At 72.0% G+C, this 18,164-nt stretch carries 17 protein-coding genes; 11 read left to right on the top strand and 6 right to left on the bottom strand.

Annotated features, from left to right (window positions below; translation table 11 throughout):
* Positions 1-2 precede the first annotated feature (2 nt).
* The gene (locus Q0Z83_RS08575) at positions 3-887 is read left to right on the top strand and encodes a phosphotransferase family protein (RefSeq protein ID WP_317793283.1); all 885 of its coding nucleotides are present in this window, start codon (positions 3-5) and stop codon (positions 885-887) included.
* A 101-nt stretch (positions 888-988) separates the two neighbouring features.
* On the opposite strand, the gene Q0Z83_RS08570 is transcribed toward Q0Z83_RS08575, so the two are convergent.
* Entirely contained in the window at positions 989-1,753 is a 765-nt protein-coding gene (locus Q0Z83_RS08570; RefSeq protein ID WP_317793282.1) for a 2-phosphosulfolactate phosphatase, read from the bottom strand.
* Between the two features lie 39 nt (positions 1,754-1,792).
* Between Q0Z83_RS08570 and Q0Z83_RS08565 the strand changes: the two genes are divergently transcribed.
* A complete protein-coding gene (locus tag Q0Z83_RS08565) occupies positions 1,793-2,863 on the top strand; it encodes a hypothetical protein (RefSeq protein ID WP_317793281.1) in 1,071 nt (356 codons plus the stop codon).
* On the opposite strand, the gene Q0Z83_RS08560 is transcribed toward Q0Z83_RS08565, so the two are convergent.
* Together Q0Z83_RS08560 and Q0Z83_RS08555 are read right to left on the bottom strand one after the other, a co-directional pair.
* A complete protein-coding gene (locus Q0Z83_RS08560) occupies positions 2,860-3,603 on the bottom strand; it encodes a TIGR03943 family putative permease subunit (protein ID WP_317793280.1) in 744 nt (247 codons plus the stop codon). The two genes, Q0Z83_RS08565 and Q0Z83_RS08560, sit on opposite strands and share 4 nt — an antisense overlap.
* Positions 3,600-4,598, bottom strand: a complete 999-nt coding sequence (locus Q0Z83_RS08555; RefSeq protein WP_317793279.1) for a permease — start codon at positions 4,596-4,598, stop codon at positions 3,600-3,602. Before Q0Z83_RS08555 ends, Q0Z83_RS08560 begins: the two co-directional genes overlap by 4 nt.
* 83 nt (positions 4,599-4,681) lie before the next feature.
* On the opposite strand from Q0Z83_RS08555, the gene Q0Z83_RS08550 reads away from it, so the two are divergent.
* The gene (locus Q0Z83_RS08550; protein WP_317793278.1) at positions 4,682-6,313 is read left to right on the top strand and encodes a sensor domain-containing diguanylate cyclase; all 1,632 of its coding nucleotides are present in this window, start codon (positions 4,682-4,684) and stop codon (positions 6,311-6,313) included.
* A gap of 57 nt (positions 6,314-6,370) precedes the next feature.
* On the opposite strand, the gene Q0Z83_RS08545 is transcribed toward Q0Z83_RS08550, so the two are convergent.
* Together Q0Z83_RS08545 and Q0Z83_RS08540 are read right to left on the bottom strand one after the other, a co-directional pair.
* A complete protein-coding gene (locus tag Q0Z83_RS08545; protein WP_317793277.1) occupies positions 6,371-6,529 on the bottom strand; it encodes a hypothetical protein in 159 nt (52 codons plus the stop codon).
* 40 nt (positions 6,530-6,569) lie between these two features.
* Positions 6,570-7,196: a flavodoxin family protein gene (locus Q0Z83_RS08540; protein ID WP_317793276.1), complete on the bottom strand. Its 627-nt coding sequence runs from the start codon at positions 7,194-7,196 to the stop codon at positions 6,570-6,572.
* 148 nt (positions 7,197-7,344) lie between these two features.
* Here Q0Z83_RS08540 and Q0Z83_RS08535 point away from each other — a divergent pair, with 148 nt between their 5' ends.
* On the top strand, positions 7,345-8,604 hold the full coding sequence (locus Q0Z83_RS08535; protein WP_317793275.1) for a flavin monoamine oxidase family protein: 1,260 nt from the start codon (positions 7,345-7,347) through the stop codon (positions 8,602-8,604).
* A gap of 8 nt (positions 8,605-8,612) precedes the next feature.
* On the opposite strand, the gene Q0Z83_RS08530 is transcribed toward Q0Z83_RS08535, so the two are convergent.
* A complete protein-coding gene (locus Q0Z83_RS08530; protein WP_317793274.1) occupies positions 8,613-9,563 on the bottom strand; it encodes an ABC transporter substrate-binding protein in 951 nt (316 codons plus the stop codon).
* A gap of 101 nt (positions 9,564-9,664) precedes the next feature.
* Here Q0Z83_RS08530 and Q0Z83_RS08525 point away from each other — a divergent pair, with 101 nt between their 5' ends.
* Genes Q0Z83_RS08525 through Q0Z83_RS08495 form a run of 7 tightly spaced genes read left to right on the top strand, consistent with a single transcriptional unit; the run spans position 9,665 to position 17,966 of the window.
* Positions 9,665-11,509, top strand: a complete 1,845-nt coding sequence (locus Q0Z83_RS08525) for a sensor domain-containing diguanylate cyclase (RefSeq protein WP_317793273.1) — start codon at positions 9,665-9,667, stop codon at positions 11,507-11,509.
* A gap of 40 nt (positions 11,510-11,549) precedes the next feature.
* Positions 11,550-11,942, top strand: a complete 393-nt coding sequence (locus tag Q0Z83_RS08520; RefSeq protein WP_317793272.1) for a hypothetical protein — start codon at positions 11,550-11,552, stop codon at positions 11,940-11,942.
* Positions 11,939-12,892: a hypothetical protein gene (locus Q0Z83_RS08515; protein ID WP_317793271.1), complete on the top strand. Its 954-nt coding sequence runs from the start codon at positions 11,939-11,941 to the stop codon at positions 12,890-12,892. The genes Q0Z83_RS08520 and Q0Z83_RS08515 overlap by 4 nt, the downstream gene beginning before the upstream one ends.
* Positions 12,889-13,839 carry an AAA family ATPase gene (locus Q0Z83_RS08510; protein WP_317793270.1) on the top strand — a complete coding sequence of 317 codons (951 nt, stop codon included), beginning with the start codon at positions 12,889-12,891 and terminating at the stop codon, positions 13,837-13,839. Before Q0Z83_RS08515 ends, Q0Z83_RS08510 begins: the two co-directional genes overlap by 4 nt.
* Complete coding sequence (locus Q0Z83_RS08505; RefSeq protein WP_317793269.1) at positions 13,826-15,628, top strand: hypothetical protein; 1,803 nt, start codon at positions 13,826-13,828, stop codon at positions 15,626-15,628. Before Q0Z83_RS08510 ends, Q0Z83_RS08505 begins: the two co-directional genes overlap by 14 nt.
* Complete coding sequence (locus Q0Z83_RS08500; RefSeq protein WP_317793268.1) at positions 15,625-16,881, top strand: hypothetical protein; 1,257 nt, start codon at positions 15,625-15,627, stop codon at positions 16,879-16,881. Before Q0Z83_RS08505 ends, Q0Z83_RS08500 begins: the two co-directional genes overlap by 4 nt.
* Positions 16,878-17,966, top strand: coding sequence for a TIR domain-containing protein (locus tag Q0Z83_RS08495; RefSeq protein WP_317793267.1), 1,089 nt, complete (start codon positions 16,878-16,880; stop codon positions 17,964-17,966). Before Q0Z83_RS08500 ends, Q0Z83_RS08495 begins: the two co-directional genes overlap by 4 nt.
* Positions 17,967-18,164 lie beyond the last annotated feature (198 nt).

Here is an 18,164-nt window from a genome sequence, read left to right as displayed (position 1 = left end):
CCGTGCTGATTCCGCCGCTCGATCAGGTGCTGCCCGATGGCAGTGTCGTCACCGAGGTCGTACCCCGTACCGGCGGATCTCTGCACTCGGTCTTCGAAGTGCGCCGCGCCGGAGCGGAGCCGTTGGTGGTCAAGCGCTACACCGACGATTTCCGGGCCAAGCAGGCCAAGGAGTTGTACGTCTACGAGCTGCTCGCCGACGTCGGCTCGGTCCCGCGCGTGGTGGGCGCCGATCTGGCGTCGGGGTTGACGGCGTTCACGATGGTGCCGGGCCGGCCGATGTGGGAGCACCCGTCGTCGCCGGCCACCGACCGGGCCGCCTACCTGCGGATCGGGCGGTTCCAGGCGGCGCTGCACCGGATCGCGCTGCCCGGTTACGGGGATCTGGCGGCCGGGGTGGTGGATCCGGTGAGCGACAACCTGACGTACATGCGGCTGAGGTTCGCCCGGCAGCTGGCCGAATTCCGGGCGGCCGGCGGACCGGTTTCGCTGCACGACGCCGTCGCCCGGCGGGTGGCGGACGCCGATCACCACTTCGCCGCGTGTACCGGCGCGGTGCTGTGCCACCTCGACCTGCACGAGGGGAACGTCCTGGTCGACGACGCCGGGACGGTCACCGGTTTCATCGATGTCGAGAACGCCCAGGCCGCGGACCCGATGGCCGACCTGGCCAAGACGATCCAGTTCGAGACGAGCGGTTCGGCGGCCAAACGGGCCGCACTGCTCGAGGGGTACGGCCCGCTGCCCCCGTTCGGTGCCGAACGCATCGACCTGTACCGAATGTTCCACGCCCTCGAACTGTGGACCTGGTACTCCTCGATCGACCACACCGAACCCCTGCCCGCCCTGCTGGAAGACCTCCGAACCCTCTCCGGACGTCCCGCATGAGCGGCGGAGCGAGCGCGACCTGCCGCGGGACGAGGAGCGGCCGCCGTCCTTCTCGATTCATTGCTCCACCGGGAGGCGGTGCCGGCGGCCGAGGCCCGTTGTCAGCGGCCGGACACCGGGCGGAAGCTCTCGCCGGTGAGCACCGGCACGACGTCGCCGGCGTCCGCCTCGGCGGCGATCTCCACGTCCCGTGTGAAGCCCTGTTCGGCGAGCTCCCGGCCGCCGACGCAGTCGAGCAGGACGCTGCGGATGTCCGCGCGGACGTTCCGGTAGGCGACGGCCGCCATCTCGGCCTCCGGCGACGAACCGGCGAACCCGAGATCGATCAGGCCCTGGATGTACGCCCCCGCGCCCCACAGATCCTCCGCGGCCGGGCGCAGCGAACCGTCCGGCCAGCGTTCACCGGACGCCACCACGGCGACAGCCGCCCCGTCCGCGACCCGCGCCGCCGTCCACGACGCCGCCGCCCCCGCGTTGCGCAGCGACACCCCGATCACCGTCGCTCCGGCTTCGGACAGGCGCCGGGCGATCGTCGACCCGTTCGGCGACGGCAACACGAGCCGCTCCAGCGCCTGCGCGGAACGGATGGTCACCGGCGACAGGCTGACCGGCCGGCCGGGCCCGACCTGGGATCGCCCGACCACCAGCACCGCCCCACGGGATTCGGCGAACGCCACCGCCCGCTCATCACGCCACCGGTAGGGGAAGACCTCCACCCCACGATCGGCCGCGACGGTGAGCGCCGTGGTGAACGAGAGCACGTCGACCACGGCGACGACCGAAGCACCCGCCCCGATCGCGTCCGCCCCGGCCGGCCCCCAGTCGCACCGAACCCGATACTCCGCCTGCCCGTAGAACCCGGTCACGCCGGAGATCATCGCAGAGCCCCGAGCTAGGATCGCCGGATGCCTGAGCGTGCCCCCCTGCTGCGTACGCTGGTCGCGCTCGCCGTGACACTGGTCGCGGGGGCGGCGCTGCTGTTCGGGCAGCCCGCGACCTCCGGCCCGCCGCAGCCGCTGTCGGTCGGGGCGGCCTGGCCGAACGCCCAGCGGGGCAGCATCCCGTCGCATCTGGCCGACGGGAGCACGTACACCCCGGGTTGGTTCTTCGACGCGCGGACCTCGGCCGGCACCGCCCGCACGGCCGACAACAAGTTCCTGCGCCTGGTCGTCCTCGGACCTGACGAGACCGAGCGTGAGCTGCGGCGGGTGCCGTCCACCGACCGGGGTCCCTTCTCCGCCCTGACCAGCGAGGGCGACACCCTGGTCTGGGTGGAGACGATCAAGAGCAAGCCGCAGCTGTGGACCGCCGACCTCAAATCCGGAAAGCCGGCCCGCCGGCTGACCGAAGACGTCGGCGCGCTGCGGCTGTACGACTCGCAGTACGACCTGACGGTGACGAACGGCACGGTGCGCTGGACGGCGGCGGCCGGGGACGGCACCGAGTTCCGGTCGATCGCGGTGACCGGTGGCCCGGTGGCGATCCAGCGGATCACCGGCGACTGGGGGCTGTCGGCCTGGCCGTGGGCGGTCGACGGGCAGACCGCCGCCACCGGCGCGACCACCCTGCACAACCTGACCACCGGCCAGGAGGTCACGGTGCCGACCGGACGGCGGGCGGTCACCGCGTGCAGCCCCGGCTGGTGTGAGGTGGTGTCGCTGAACGCCGACGGCGACACCCGGATCGAGCTGTCGCACGCGGACGGTTCGGCGCGCCGCACGATCGCCGAGGGCACGTTCCAGACGGTGATCAGTGACGTCGCGGTGCTGGACCGGTTCCAGGTGATCGGGCGGGTCGGCCCGCAGTCGGAGCTGAGCGGCAACCAGGAGCTGCTGGTCTACGACCTGACCGACCGGAGCACGGTGCTGATCAGCCCGGACGCGGCCGACATCGCCTACCGCGGCGGGGTGCTGTGGTGGTCGACCGGCGACCGCAACTCGTACGTCCGCAACTCTCTCGACCTGCGGACGATCTAGGCGTAGGGCTGTTTCGGCTGGTCGATCTCCTGCCACGACCGCACGTCGAGGTAGGCGAGTTGCGCCTGGTTGACCGGGTCGGTGCCGACCTGCGGGCTGTAGACGCCGACGACATCCACCCAGGCGTCCGGCGGTGCGTCGATCGGAGCACCGGCCAGACCGATTTTGATCGGGCGGCCGTCGGCGGCGCAGCAGGCCAGCACCATCCGGGCGAGCATCGGCTTACCGTCCGGGCCCGGGGTGATGAAGCCTCTCAGCTTCACGTTGCGGCCGGTCAGGCTCTTGCCGCCGTCGAAGACCGCCCGTCCGGCGTAGTCCATCAGCCCGACCTCGACCGGATCGCCGTCGGGCAGCGGCGGATAGTCCGAGGCCGCGGCCGGGCCGACGCTGCCGGACTGCCCGGCCGCGAACGAGCCCAGCGCCGGCGGGGAGAGCAGCAGCAGGGCCATCACCGGCGCCAGCAGCAGCCAGCCGACCCGCGGCTCGTGACCGCCGTGCCCGTGGCCGTCGTCGTGTTCGTGGTCGTCGTGGCTGTGCTCGTCGCCGGACCGCTGCGAACGGGCCGCGCGGAGGTCGTACCACAGGGTCATGATCGCGGCGGCGACCAGCAGGATGCCGGCGCCGAGCAGGAAAGGCCGTAGGCCTTCTTTGACGTAACGCAGGAACGTGTCGGTGACGGTGGACCTGATGATCGCGCCGCCGAAGAGCAGCATCACGACCGCCTGGGTGATCCGGGTCACAGTAAGACCGCACCGAACGCGGTACCGACCACGATCGCCGCGACGAACGTGGTGGGCGCGAACCGGACCATGAACCGGCGCCCGAAGACCCCGGCCTGCATCGAGATCAGCTTGAGGTCGACCATCGGGCCGACGACCAGGAAGACCAGACGCGACGTCAGCGAGAACTGGGTCAGCGAGGCGGCGACGAACGCGTCGGCCTCACTGCAGATCGAGAGGAGTACGGCCAGGGTCGCCAACACCAGGATCGACACGATCGGGTCGTCGGCGAGTTTCTGCAGCCAGGCCCCGGGAACGACGACGTTGATGGTGGCCGCCGCGGCGGCGCCGAGAACCAGGAAGCCGCCCGCGTGCATGACGTCGTGCCGGCAGGCCGCCCAGAACGCCCGCGCCTTCGAGGCGTCGTCGAGATCGGGCCGGTGCGGCAGTTTGATCCACTCGGTCTTACCCAGGCGCAGCCACAGCCAGCCCATCGCGACCGCGACGACCAGGCTGGCCAGCCCACGGGCGACCGCCATCTGCGGCTGGCCGGGGAACGCGATCACGGTGGCGGTCAGCACGATCGGGTTGATCGCGGGCGCGGCCAGCAGGAACGCCAGCGCCGCGGCCGGGGTGACACCACGCCGGATCAGCGAACCGGCGATCGGGACACTGCCGCACTCACAGCCGGGCAGGACGACACCGGCCATGCCCGCGGCCGGAACGGCGAGCGCCGGATGGTTCGGCAACGCGCGGGCCCAGAAGCTGCGGGGCACGAACACCGCGATCACCGCGGACAGCACCACCCCGAACACCAGGAACGGGACGGCCTGCACCATCACCGACACGAACACCGTCGTCCAGGTCTGCAACCCCGGCCCGGACAGCCACCCGGCCAGCCGGTTACGCACCAGCAGCAGCAGGACCAGCACCACGGCCAGCCACTCCAACGACCCGATCTGCCACGAATCGGCAGCCGGCTCGGGACGTGTCTTCGTGCTCTCGGTGGTACTCACAGGCGGCTCCCCTCGGACCGGGTCACAACCTACCCGCTCCCGAAAGTGTTCAGTTCGCCGCCGGGCCGCCGATCGGGAACCACATGGCCGACAAGCAGATGATCAAACCCGAAGACCTGGACGCCGTATTCACCACCCTGCTCACCCAGCAGCCGGACGCGTTCGTCGCGGCCATCGGCCGGAACGGGTTGTTCACCACGATGCCACCGGAGATCGCGGCCACCGGCCTGCGGCCGATCGAGGGCGCGTCGTCCATGCTCGGCCTGGTCGTCACCGACGACCACCGGGTGGTCATCGACACCTGGTCACAGGCCCTCGTCGAAGGCGCCGCGAGCTGTATGGTCCACCTCACGGCCGCGCCGGACCGGCCGGCCCGGCTGCATCTGGTCGATCTCAGTCACCGGTACGGGGTACTCGTCGGCCTGATCAGCGGATCGGGTCTGGCCGCCGATCTGACCCTGACCCCGGAACTCGTCCGGCCGCGCATGGTCACCATGGTCAAGAACCCGACCTCGCTGGTCACCGAGGTCGGCCCGGAGATCCTCCCGCTGCTCGGCTGGGCACCGGAGGAGCTGGTCGGGCAGCGCACCCTGGAACTCGTGCACCCCGGCGACCAGCAGCGGGCCATCGCCGGCTGGATGGACATGCTCGGCACCCCGAACGGCTCGGCCCGCCGGGTGCGGCTGCGGCACCTGCACCGGGAGGGCCACACCGTGTGGTTCGAGGTGACCAACCACAACCACCTCGCCGACCCGGACAACCCCCGGGTGGTCGCCGAGATGCTGGACATCTCCGACGAGATGGCGGCGCAGGAGGCGGTCCGTGCGGCCGAGCAGCTGATGCGCCGGCTCACCGAGACGATCCCGCTGTCCATCCTCCAGGTCGGCCCGGACGGCGCGATCACGTTCCTCAACGAGCAGGCCGCGCGGCAGGTCCGGGCCCAGATCGGCGACGACCTCAACCGGGCTCTGCTGGACCTCGCCGAACCCGTCGACCGTCAGCAGGTCGGCGCGGCGCTGGCCGGCGTTCTCACCGGGACGGACACCGATTTCGAGTACGGCCACCGCGAACCCGGCGCGGGCATCCGCCGGATCCGCGCCAACCTGCGGGCGCTGACCGACGACGCCGGGGCGGTCACCGGCGCGATCATCTGCCTGGCCGACGTCACCGAGGAGGTGCTGCTCCGCGAACGCCTGTGGCGCCAGGCCACCTTCGACGCGCTGACCGGCTGCCACAACCGGGCCGCGACGGTCACCGCCCTCGAGGACGCCCTCGGCGCCACCGACCGGCACGCCGGCACCGCGGTGATCTTCCTGGACCTCAATTCCTTCAAACCCATCAACGATCGGTACGGCCACGCCGCCGGCGACCTGCTGCTGAGCCAGGTGGCGACCAGCCTGCGCAGCGCGGTCCCGGCCTCGGGCATCGTCGGGCGGATCGGCGGCGACGAGTTCGTGGCGGTGTGCCGTGACGTGTCCGGCCGCGAACACGCCGACCGGATCGGCGCCGACCTGCTGGCGGCGCTGAGCGCGGCCCGGGTCCGGGTCGACGGGGCCACCCTGGTTCCGCAGGCCAGCCTGGGCGTCGCCTGGTCGCCGTACGGCGAGGGCAACCCGGACGAACTGATGGCCCAGGCCGACGCGGCCATGTACGCGGTCAAGCGCACCCGCGGCGGCTCCCGGCAGGCCGGCCTCGCCCCGGCCGGCGCGAGCTGACCGGCGCGGCGGCTCGGTGTCGCCGTCACCGTCATCGCTCGACGCGGGCCGGTTCGTTCACCGCAGGCTCTGGCGGCCCTTGATCACGCCCATCGCGATGGAGGCGACCAGCGCGATCAGCCCGATGATCAGGAGCCACTTCACGGCCTTCAGGAGCAGACCGAGAACGATCAGCACGACGGCGGCGACGGCGAGGGTGAGGATCAGGGAACGCATGGACCCGGGCTACCCGTGGGCCGGAACCGGCAAACCGTTCTCAGGCCGGTGGCGCCTGCATCGGCGTCACGCTCAGGGCCCGGGCCACGGTGACCAGGTTCGCCGCCATGGCCCGGCCGGTCTTCGCCGCCCAGTCGTGGCCGCGCTGATCGTCCAGGTAGTCCGGCCCGGCGCCGGGACCCAGATGCCAATACGTCCAGGCCTGCCCCGGAATGGTGAACCCGATGTCCCCGAGCGCCCCGGCGATCTCCCCGATGACGTGGTGCGCGCCGTCCTCGTTGCCGGTGTTCACCACCCCGGCCACCCGGTTGTAGGCGACCGGCCGGCCGTCGTCGTCGGTCTCCGAGATCATCGCGTCCAGACGCTCGATCACCCGCTGCGCCACCGACGACGGCCGGCCCACCCACGTCGGCGACGCGATCACCAGGATCTCACTGGCCAGAATCCGCTCCCGGATCGCGGGCCAGCCGTCCCCGGGCCCCATGTCGGACTCCACACCCGGCTTGATGTCGTGATCCACCGCCCGGACCCAGCCGACCTCGACCCCCTCCTTCTCCATGGCTTCCGCCACCACGCGGGCCAGCGCCTCGGTGTTGGACGGTGCCGGCGCCGGCTTGAGAGTGCAGTTGATGATCAGAGCTCGCATACCCGCCGCATGCCCAGACATCGATGGATCATGCACCTGGCCGCCACCCCGGAGCACCCGGCACCGCCGGACGGCGGCACACGCCGAGGGAAATTCGGTGGCGGAGGGCTCTGCCGGGGGTGAGCATGCGCGAGTCGATCGTCGGTTCAGGGGATGGGTGGGTGCCGGGATGGGACGGCTTGTCGGGTCTGCGGTCTCGCACTGGGGAGAGGATCCGTGGGCGCGGGGGTCGTGGAGCCTGATCGGACGGGACGGTTCGCCCGAGGATCGGGTCGCGCTGGGTGCGCCGATCGGTGGGCGGCTGCGTATCGCCGGGGAGGCCACGCATCCGACGCGGGCGGGGATGACGCACGGGGCGTACGAGCAAGGGGTTCTTGCGGCGGCCTGGGCCGCGGATCGGAAACCGGACCGCGTCGCCGTGGTCGGGGCCGGCATGGCCGGGCTCGGGGCCGCCCGGTCCCTGACCGAACTCGGTGTCGACGTGGTGGTCTGGGAGGCCCGGGATCGGATCGGCGGGCGGACCGCTCCCGCCGAGATCGGCGGTTCCGGTTTCGACCTGGGCGCCAACTGGCTTCAGCAGTATGACGACAACGTTCTGGCCCGGCTCGCCGAGCGGCTGTCGCTGCGCACCGTGCCGACCGACTTCCACGATCCGCTGATCCTGGACGGATCGGGTGCCGGCGCGGCGGACGACGCTGAGCTCATCGGGGCCGGGCTCCGGGACCGGCTCGAGGCGGCGCCGGACGGGGCCTCGATGGCTGACGTTCTCGAGCCTTGGATCGAGGGTCTCGAAGAGGGGGCGGCGCGGGCGGTGCGACGGTCGGTGGACGCCGAGATCGTGATGGACTCCGGGGCTCCGCTGTCGTGGCTGAGTGCCCGGCACGGGTTCGAACCGGGTGTCGGGGCGGGCGACCGGTGGATCGTCGGCGGGTATCGGCTGCTCACCGATCATCTGGCGGCAGGGCTGGACGTACGGCTGGGGCACCCGGTCCGCCGGATCGTGGTCGATGCGGACGGGGTGAGGTTGTCCGGTGACGCCGGATCGGTGCGGGTCGACGCGGTGATCGTCACCGTGCCGCTGGGGGTGCTGGCGGAGGACGGCATCACGTTCGAACCGCCGCTGCCCGCACCGCATCGCGCCGCCCTCGGCCGGCTCGGCATGGGTCGGGTGGAGAAGGTGGTGCTGCGGTTCGGTGAGCGGTTCTGGCCGGCGCATCCGGCCGGTTACTACCGGGTGCACGGCCCGGCGGTCACGTGCGTCAGCGAATGGCTCGACGCCACCGAAGCCGACGGTGTGCCGACGCTGGTCGGCCTGTTCGCCGGGCCGTGGCTGGACGACCTGTGGACCGGCGACGACGAGGAGATCGCCGCCCGCGCCGCGGCCGTCTTCACACAGGCCGCGGGCGGGTCGTCGGATCACGACGGATAGCGCCGTGGTCAGGGCAGCAGGGTGGCCAGGTCCGGTTTGGCGGTGAGGAGACCGTCGGTGACGGCGAGGCCGGCCAGCGTGTCGACCGAGGCCTTGTTGATCTCGGCGGGCCACTTCGGGAGGACCAGCGCCGCCCGCACCTCGGGCGTGATCTTGGTGTAGGCGGCGAGGACGTTGCGGACCTCGTCCGGGTGCGCGTCGGCGTACGCCAGGGATTTCTTCATCGCCGTGGTGAAGCGGGCCACCAGGTCCGGGTTGCTGCTGATCAGCTGCTGGGAGGTGAAGTACATGGCGACGGTCAGGTCGGGCGCCGCGTCGACGTAGCTGGAGGCGATCCGCCTGGCGCCCGCGGCCACAGCGGCCTGCTGGAACGGCTCGACCACGAAGATCGCGTCGACGCTGCCCGACTCCAGCGCCGGAACCTGGTCGGGGAAGGCCAGCTCGGTGAACTTCACCGCCGCCGCGTCACCACCGTCCTTGCGGACGGACTCGCGCACGCTCGTCTCGACGATGTTCTTCAGGGTGTTCGCGGCGACCGTACGACCGGCGAGGTCTTTCGCGCTCTTGACCGGGCTGTCGGCCTTGACGAACAGGCTGCCGAAGTCCTGCCCGTCGACACCCGTCGAGTTGGTGCCGTTGGAGACCACCTTGACCGGCAGGTTCTTGGAGGCGCCGAGCAGCAGCGAGATGGTGTTGCTGAAGCCGAACTGGTACTCGCCGTTCAGTACCGCGGGCACGATCGCGGCGCCGCCCTGGGCGGTGGTCAGGGTGAGGTCGATCTTCTGCTCGGTGAAGAAGCCCTTCTCCTTGCCGAGGTAGATCGGTGCGACGTCGACGATCGCGATGACCCCGGTGTTGACCTTGTCGAGGGCGGCGGAGGGTGTCGTGGGTTCTTCGCTGCAACCGGCGGCCAGCAGGGTCGCCGCGGTGAGGATCGCGAGCAGGCGGGATCGTCGCATGGACACGGAACCTAGACCGGCCATTCGCATCCGTCAATTACCTTCAGGTCGGCCCGCCCCCTGCCGACAGTTCCGCGAAGGCTGACGGAGGTGGCGGGGGCATGTCGCAGGTGAGCGGTAGACGGCGCGGCGACGCCGCGACCCGCTGGATCCGTGGTGCTCTCGCCGGGGTGTACCTGGCGCTCGCGGTCACCAACTTCCTGATCCTGACCGGTACCGCCCGCACCGTGATGACCGTGCTGGACGGCGTGACCGCCCTGTTCATGGGGATCGCCGCGACCCGTCGCCGGCCCGGCCGACGCGGGGAACTGCTGGCGTTCCTGCCGATCATCGACAGCGTGGCGCAGGTGGCCGTCACCGGCCGGCTGCAATACAGCACGACGCTGATGCTGACCCTGCTCGGCGTCGGTGCGGCCGTCACGTCCCGGCGGATCTTCACGGCGGCGGCGCTCGTCGGAGTCGGCGGCTGGGGGCTCACGGTGGCCGCCGAGGCGCAGCTACGCGGGCCGGACACCGTCTACTACAGCGTGCAGGTGGTGTTCGCGGCACTGCTCGGCGCGCTGATGCACGAGGCGCTGCGCCGTCGGCAGCTGGCGCTCAAACGCGCGCACGAGAAGGTCACCACGGTCGCCGAGCGGTTCGAGCGGCTGTTCAACGCGTCACCGACCGGCGTGGCGATCGCCGACGAGACCGGACGGATGGTGGCCGCCAACCCGGCCTTCTGCGAGCTGGCCGGGCGGTCCGAGAGCGAGGTCCTCGGAGCCGACGTCACACCCTTCCGGACCGAGGGCGAGCAGCGGATCGTACGGCCGGACGGGTCCACCCGCTGGGCGTACGCCACGGTCGCGATCAGTGACGTCGCCGGCCGGCCGTGGACGCTGCTGCAGATGCAGGACATCACCGACCGGCACCTGGCCGAGGAGGAGGCCCGGCACTCGCACAAGCTGCTGGCCGCCGTGGCGGCGGCGGCGCGCCGGATCCGTACCGGGGAGGACGCCCGCGCCACGATCATCGCCGCGATCCGGGACCTGGCCGCGGCCGACAGCGTGTCGCTGCTGGAGGCGCCGTCGGACACCGGCTCCCGTACGCCGGCCGGCCCGGTCCGGGAGGTCGTGGTGACCGACGCGGACGGCGCCGCCGTGATCGGCACCCGGGTCCCGCTGGACGGCACATCGATGATCGCCCGGGTGTGGCTCAGCGGCGAGGAGATCTTCCTGGCCGATCCGGCGTCCGACCCGCGGGTGTCGGCCGAGCTGCTGAAGAAGGTCGACGGGAAGTCGATGATGTGGCAACCGGTGGTCGTCGACGGGCAGGTCACGGCGGTGCTGGCGGTCGGCTGGTCGCGCCGGGTGGAGTCGGTGAGCGACTACCGTACGCGCGCGGTGGCCCTGCTCGCCGACGAGACGGCGCTGGCGTTGGAGCACGAGCGGCTGCTGCGCCGACTGGAGCGGATGGCGTTCACCGACACGCTGACCGCGCTGCCGAACCGGCGGGCCTGGCAGGAGGCGATGGACCGGATGGTCGCCGACGCCGAGGAGTCCGGCGAACCGCTGACCGTGGCGATCGCCGACCTGGACCATTTCAAGCGCTACAACGACACGTACGGCCACCAGGCCGGCGACGAGCTGCTGCAACGGGCCGCGGCGGCGTTCGCGGCGGGCATGCGCGACGAGGACTTCCTGGCCCGCTGGGGTGGCGAGGAGTTCATGTTCGCCCTGCCCGGGACCGGCTCCGACGACGCGGTCACGGTGTTGGACCGGATGCGCGCCGCGATGCCCGACGCCCAGACCTGCAGCATCGGCGTGGCCACCTGGGACGGCCGGGAGACCCTGGCCCAGCTGCTGCAACGGGCCGACGCCGCGCTCTACACGGCCAAGCACGAGGGCCGCGACCGGGTCCGCGCGTCGGCACGCGCGCTGAGCACGTTCCGGAGCCCGGCCGCGTAAGTCATTGACGGCCTTGATCCGGTCGTGTGATGTGGACGCTGTGGACTCCGACGATCTGATTTTCGAGCTGGGGACGCTCGTCGACGAGTCCGCGGCACCGGCTCCGGACACCGTGGACGTCACCGGGTCGGGCACGCTGCGGGCCGCCGAGCGCCGGCTCCGGGACTTCTTCCTGCACTCCTCGGCACCGGCGGTCACCGTCACGGTCGGCGGCCGGACGGCCGGGGTGGTCACCAGGCGGTCGCTGGACGCCGCGGGCGGCACCGCGGCCGAGCCCGGCGCCGGTGAGCGCCTCGAGCCGCTGGGTGACTCGACCCGCTACCGTCTACTCGTCTTCGCCTGCCGGCCGTGCGACCGGACCGAACACCGCATGCACTACGACCTCCGCGACCTACCGGAATGCGCCCACGGCCGGATGGAGCTGCAACGTTGAGTCTCGACGCCCTCGCCAATCCACCGGACGTCCTGGCCTCGCCGCGTTTCTTCCGGACCGCCTACCTGCCGACGTACGCCGTCGCCGTCTTCCTGATCGCCCTGGTCTGGGCGGGCGCGCCCGGGCAGCGGGTCCACTTCGACGACGCCTGGGCGACGGCCAAGGACCTCGGCGTGCTCGAAGCGGTCCTGATCGCCCTGGCCGTCGTGCTGGTCGCGGTGGTCCTCCAGCCGTTGCAGACCTCTCTGGTACGGCTCCTCGAAGGCGACTTCCCGCGGTGGCTCGGCGCCTCGCTGCGGCAGCGTCGGCACGTGACGCTCCGGACCCGGATGGCCGAGCGGGCGACCGCGGCCCTGACCGCCGCCGTGCAGTCCGGGCAGCAGCGGCTGATCAACGAGGCCGGGGAGGCGTCGGCACGGCTGCGGTCCCGGTACCCGGCCGAGCACGCGGTCCGCGCCACCCGGCTGGGCAACGTGCTGGCCGCCACCGCCGACACCGCCGGTCAGGATCACGGCCTCGACCCGATCGTGGTCTGGCCGCACCTGTATCCGCTGCTCGGCGAGAACATCCGCGGCGTGGTCGACGACCTGCGGGACGCGCTCGACGCCGCGGTCCGGATGTGTGTGGTGACGGCCCTGACCTCGATCGCCGCGGCCGGGCTGCTGGTGTGGCGGTCCGGCTGGTGGACGCTGCTGGCGCTGGTGCCGCTGGGGATCTCGGTGCTGAGCTACGCCGGGGCGGTGCGGGCCGCGGTCGCCTACGGTGCCGGGGTGCGGGCCGGGCTCGACCTGCACCGGTTCGACCTGCGGACCGCACTGCACCTGCCGCTGCCCCGTAACCCGGCGGCCGAACGGATCGCCAACGAGGAACTGTGCGACCTGCTCCGGCAGGGTGTCCCGCTGCGCGGCTCGTACGAGCACCCACCCCAGCACGACCAGGAGAAACCGTGACCGACCAGCCGTTCGTTCTCCCGTACAGCCGGATCGTCGCGCAGGACGGCCTGAAGCAGGCACTGGAGATCGCCTACGTCTCCCCCGCCGTCGGTGGGGTGCTGGCCACCGGCCGCCGGGGCACCGCCAAGTCCACCACCGTACGGGCCTTCTCCCGGATGGTGTTCGGGGATCTGCCGGTCACCCTGCCGATCGGCGCCACCGACGACCGGGTGGTCGGCGGTTGGAACGTCGACCGGCTGCTGCGCGGCGAGAGCACCTGGATGCCGGGACTGATCGAGGAGGCCGGCGGCCGCGGCAAGACCGGCATCCTCTACGTCGACGAGATCAATCTGCTGGAGGACCACCTCGTCGACATCATTCTGGACGCGGCCGCGACCGGGATCCTGACCGTTCAGCGGGACGGCATCTCCCGCACCAACGTCCCGGTCCGGTTCAACCTGGTCGGCACGATGAACCCCGAGGAGGGCGGCCTGCGGCCCCAACTGCTGGACCGGTTCGGCCTGGTGGTGTGGGTGGACTCGGTCGCGTCGGCGAGTCAGCGGGCCGAGATCCTGACGACCGTCCTGGAGTTCGAGCGGCTGTCGGCCGGGCCGCCGGAGGAACTGCGGGCGGCGTACGCGGCGGACGAGGAACACCATCGCCGCCTGGACGCCGCACGCAGCCGGGCGCCCGGGATCGTGATCCCGGAGAAGGCCGCCACCATGGCGGCCGCGATCGCCGTGGAGTTCGACCTGGACGGGCATCGTGGTGAGCTGGCCATGCTGCGCGCGGCGCGGGCGATCGCCGCCATCGCCGGGGACGGCGAGGTGGACGCCGGCCATCTCACCGAGGCGGCGCCGCTAGCCCTGGTCCACCGGCGGGGGACAAGCGAGAGCGGCACGCTGCGCCGGTGGTCGGCCGAGGACGACGCGATCGTGGCGCGGGCGACAAGTGCTGCCGGCTGACACCGTCGCGGACCGGATCGCGGGCACGCTGACGTGCGCCGCGTTCGATCACCGGCTGGGCGGCGTCCTGCTGCTGGACCTGCGCCCGGACCTGATCGACGGCCTGGCGGCCGGGCTTGCGGGCGCGGTCGGCGGCCCGGCCCGGGTCGTGACGCTGGGCGCCGGCGACAGCGACGACACCCTCTGGGTGAGCGCGGGCGCCGGGTTCGTCCCCGCGGCCGGTCGGTTGCGGGAGTCGCCGGGCGAGACGCTGATCGTCGTCGTTCCCGACCTGTCGCGTGCCAACCTGGCGGTGACCAGGGCCGCCACCGTGCTGATCGGGGCCGACGGGGCGGTCGCCGACCGGCACGGCACGCATGCGGCCTGGCGCCCGCGGGCCCGGTGGCTGGCCGCCTGCCCGGCGGCTGCGGCGGAGCGGTTGTCACCGCACCTTCTGGACCGTTTTCCGGTACGGGTGACCGCCGCTGGCTTCGGGACCCCGCCGCACACGTCCGCGCAGGTTCGGACCGCTCTGGATCAGGACGCTCCGGGCCTTCCGCCCGGGCTGGCCGTGCCGTCGCCACTGATCGGCCCGCTGCCGGTGATGTCGGCCACGGCCGCCACGGCCGTCACCGGGGTGATCGGCGAGTCGCCGTCCCCGCACCGCCGGGATCTGGCGCTGGCCCGCGTGGCTCGGGTCGTCGCGGTCTCGGACCGGGCCGACATGGTAGAACCGCGCCATGTCCACCGGGCCGCCGAGCTGCTCGGTCTCCGCAGCCCCGCGCCGGTCTCCCCGACTCCTGCCAGCGTCGAGCCGGCGTCTTCTCCCGAGCCGGCGACGACAGGCGACGGTACGGCTGCGTGGCCCGCGGGTCCCGAGACCGTCGAGACCGTCGAGACCGTCGAGACCGGCGCTGCGGCCGGACAGCCCTTGCGGCCGGTCCCCATCGGCGTCCTCCCGCCCGCAGCGGGACCGGCGGCCGTACCGAAGCAGATACTTTATCCGGAGGACTCGCCGGACGCTCTGCCCGACTTCGCCAGTCTGCGGCTGCCCTGGCAGCGGGCCGGAACTCGGCGGCCAAGCCGCGGCCCGATCATCGGCGCCGAGCCGACCGGCCGCCCGGTCGACATCGCCTATCTGGCGACGGTCCTGGAGGCGGCCAAGTTCCGCCGGATCCGCCACGGCACCGCCGCGCCGCTGCGGATCCATGCCTCGGATCTGCGGTCGAACCGCCGGCAGCCGCAACCGGACGCCGCGCTGGTGCTGCTGCTCGACCACACCAGCCGGCGCGGCTGGGACGTCACCGCCGCACTCGCGCCGTACCTAGGCTGGGCCTACACCCGGCGGGCCGCGGTCAGCCTGATCGAGATCGGGCACCGGGACGCGGTGTCCGATCTACAGGCCGAACGGCGGCGGCTCTCCGGGGTGCTCGACCCGGTGCTGAACGTGGCGCTCGACCGGGCGCCCGCACGCGCCACGCCGCTGGCCCACGGCCTCGACCTGGCACTTCAGGAGATGCGGCTACGGCGGCGCAACCTGCCGATCCGGGACGGCGAGGCCTGGCTGGTGGTCGTCTCCGACGGGCGAGGCAACGTGCCGCTGGAGGCGAGCCAGCGTGACATCCGGCCACGATCGGTCAGCCGGGCCGGCGTCGACGACGCCCTCACGGTCGCCGCCGGTTTCTCGGGACTGCGGGCGGTACGCGCGGTCGTGCTGGCCCCGCCGGAGCTGAGCCATTACCGGGATCTGCCATTCGCCCTGGCCGGCGCGATGGCGGGCATCGTCGCCCGGCCGGACGGCGCGCCGTGACGGCGAACCGGGTGGTCGGGGCGCTCCAGGGCAGGTCCACGCCGGCCCCGCTTGCGCCGGTGGCCGCCGAACCGGCCGGCGAGATCCGTCCGGCGGTCGCGGCGGACGCGACCGGACTCTCGATGCCATCGGCCGCGCCCGATCTGAGCCGGGAACTGCCCCACGATGTCGCCCTGCTCAAAGTCATCGCCGTCGACGACGCCCCGGACCGCTACCGGTTCCGGCTGGAGGGCTACTTCCGCGGCCGGATGTGGAGCAGCACCGAATCCGACGAGAAGGCCCACCTGCGGCCCGGCCTGGCGATGGACGACGCGCTGACCGCGGACAGCGAGGCCGCGCTGGAGGCCGCCGTCGAGTACTACGAGTTCATCATGGGCTGGTCCGCGACCAAGCACGGGCTGGGCAACTGGCTGCGCGGGCTGCGGGCGGCCGATCCGGCCGGGGTGCGGCTGATCATCTGGGACGACACCGACACCGGCCTGCCCTGGGAGCTGTACCGGTTGGTCGACGGGGCGGCGCACCGGTGGCTTGGCGAGGCGTTCCCGGTGACCCGGTGGACCACGATCCACGACCCGGACCGGCACGGCCAGTTCAGCGCGTTCAGCGAGCCGGTGCGGTCCGGCGGCGGGATCCTGTGCTTCGAGGACGGCGAGCTGGTCGCCGGGGCCGGGCTGAGCATCACCTCGGTGGCCGCCGTCAGCCGCGCGGACACGCTGGTCGAGCTGCTGCGGCGACTCGACGACGAGGGCCAGCGTTTCGGTCTGGTCTACGTCCGGGCGCACGGCCAGCACGGTGCGGACGTCCGTAGCGCCCGGCTCGGCGGCATCCCGCTGGCCAGGTTCGAGACCCTCGGGCTACGGGCGGTACACGCCTCCGGTTCGGTGGTGCTGCTGAACGCCTGCAACTCGGCCCGTCCCGTCGTCGACCCGGCGATGGGCGACCGGGCCAACCGCAACTTCGCCGAGATCTTCCTGCGCCGGCGGGCCCTCGCCGTCGTCGCCACCATGGGCGAGGTGCCGACCGGCTCGTCGGCGGCCCTGGCCCGCAGTGTGATCGCGCGGGCCCGCGCCGGCGGCGTGCGGATTCCCGAGTTCCTCCAGGGCCGGCGCGCCGAGGCCGCGCGTGAGCTGCCGGCCGACACACTCGTTCTGGGGCCGGGCGACCGGGAGGCGATCCAGGATTTCCTGTACGCCTCCCGGTACGTCTACTTCGGTCACCCGGACACCCTGTTCGTGCTCGGAGAACCGTCGTGAGCCCGGTCAATGGCGTGAACATCCAGCCGTTGGTCAGCTGGCATCCCGACGAAGGATCGGCTTCCTCCTGGATCATCTCAGTGGATCTTCAACTCTCCGATCCGGAGGGCGAATGGCCTTACGACGAGGAGGAATTCCTGGTCGGCTGCATGATCGACGGGCGGCCCTGGTACACGGTTCGGGCGCTGGACACCGCCGGAGTGGTCCTGCACCGGTTCGGCGGCACGTATGGCCCCACATATTTTCGTGCCGAACTGACCGCCTCCTCCGCTGGTCTGAGCACCGCGCGCTTGTGGTTGACCCTGACCACCGCTGGAGGCGTGCCGTTCTACACCGCCGCCCTCTCTCTCGACGAAATCGGCTCGGATCTCATCGCGAAGCCCGTTCGCCCTGCGCCCCGCCGACCGGCGCGGACAGAACCCGTGAGACCAGAACCCCGTCCGGCGACGGACACCCAGACTGGACCCGTCTTCTTCCTGAGCTATTCCCGGCCGGACCGGACCCGTTCGGTCGGCCCGCCGCGCGAGCCCAGCCGCAACGTGATCCGGCTCTTCGACGACCTGAGCGAGCTGGTCAACGAGCTGATCGGGTCGCCGCTCGGCGGTGAGCCGGGTTTCCTCGACCTGGGCCGGGGCGGCGGCGACTTGTGGCAGAAGACGGTACTCCAGGCGGCCGGCACCTGCCAGGTGATGGTGTGCCTGGTCTCCTACCCCTACCTGTTCAACAGCACCTGGTGCCCGCTGGAGTGGGACGTGTTCGCGCGCCGCCGGGTGGTGCCGCGCGGCGGGTCGGTGCCGGGCAGCGAGAGCGCGATCGTACCGGTGCTGTGGACCCCGGTCGAGCAGGAACTGCCCCCGCCAGTCGCGGCCGTGAAGATGTTCACCCCGACCGGACTGCCCGATGAGGACTGGACGGCCCGCTACCTCACCGACGGGCTGCTCGGCGTCGCCCGGACCGGGCAGACCGCGATCTACGACGCGATCGTCTGGAAACTGGCCATGCACATCCAACGCATCCACGGGCGGTACCGGGTCGAGCCGAAGGTCCCGGAAAGCATCGACGGCCTCCACACAAGCTTCCAGTAATGACGCACCAGCTTGGCATGGTCACCATCCGTGCAGAGGCGGGTGACTTTACGTCGAGGTCTGTCTATGCTCTAGGAACCGCTCGTCCCGATCGGGCGAGCTTCCGTGCCCACCACCGGTCACCGGGGAGACAAGCGCCGTGGAAGAACCCACATCACGCCAGATGACCGTGCTCGTCCCGCTTGATCGCGGGGCCGC

The sequence above is a fragment of the Actinoplanes sichuanensis genome (assembly GCF_033097365.1).
In the GTDB taxonomy this organism is placed as follows: domain Bacteria; phylum Actinomycetota; class Actinomycetes; order Mycobacteriales; family Micromonosporaceae; genus Actinoplanes; species Actinoplanes sichuanensis.
Note: the sequence above shows the minus strand (reverse complement) of the source record. Positions and strands in the feature narration are given on the sequence as shown.

Bases quoted from the DNA above. Each gene is read 5' to 3' on its own strand.
- Q0Z83_RS08545 (WP_317793277.1), bottom strand. From the start codon at position 6,529: ATGCGTTCCCTGATCCTCACCCTCGCCGTCGCCGCCGTCGTGCTGATC.
- Q0Z83_RS08525 (WP_317793273.1), top strand. From the start codon at position 9,665: ATGTCGCAGGTGAGCGGTAGACGGCGCGGCGACGCCGCGACCCGCTGG.
- Q0Z83_RS08550 (WP_317793278.1), top strand. From the start codon at position 4,682: ATGGCCGACAAGCAGATGATCAAACCCGAAGACCTGGACGCCGTATTC.
- Q0Z83_RS08565 (WP_317793281.1), top strand. From the start codon at position 1,793: ATGCCTGAGCGTGCCCCCCTGCTGCGTACGCTGGTCGCGCTCGCCGTG.
- Q0Z83_RS08535 (WP_317793275.1), top strand. From the start codon at position 7,345: ATGGGACGGCTTGTCGGGTCTGCGGTCTCGCACTGGGGAGAGGATCCG.
- Q0Z83_RS08530 (WP_317793274.1), bottom strand. From the start codon at position 9,563: ATGCGACGATCCCGCCTGCTCGCGATCCTCACCGCGGCGACCCTGCTG.
- Q0Z83_RS08540 (WP_317793276.1), bottom strand. From the start codon at position 7,196: ATGTCTGGGCATGCGGCGGGTATGCGAGCTCTGATCATCAACTGCACT.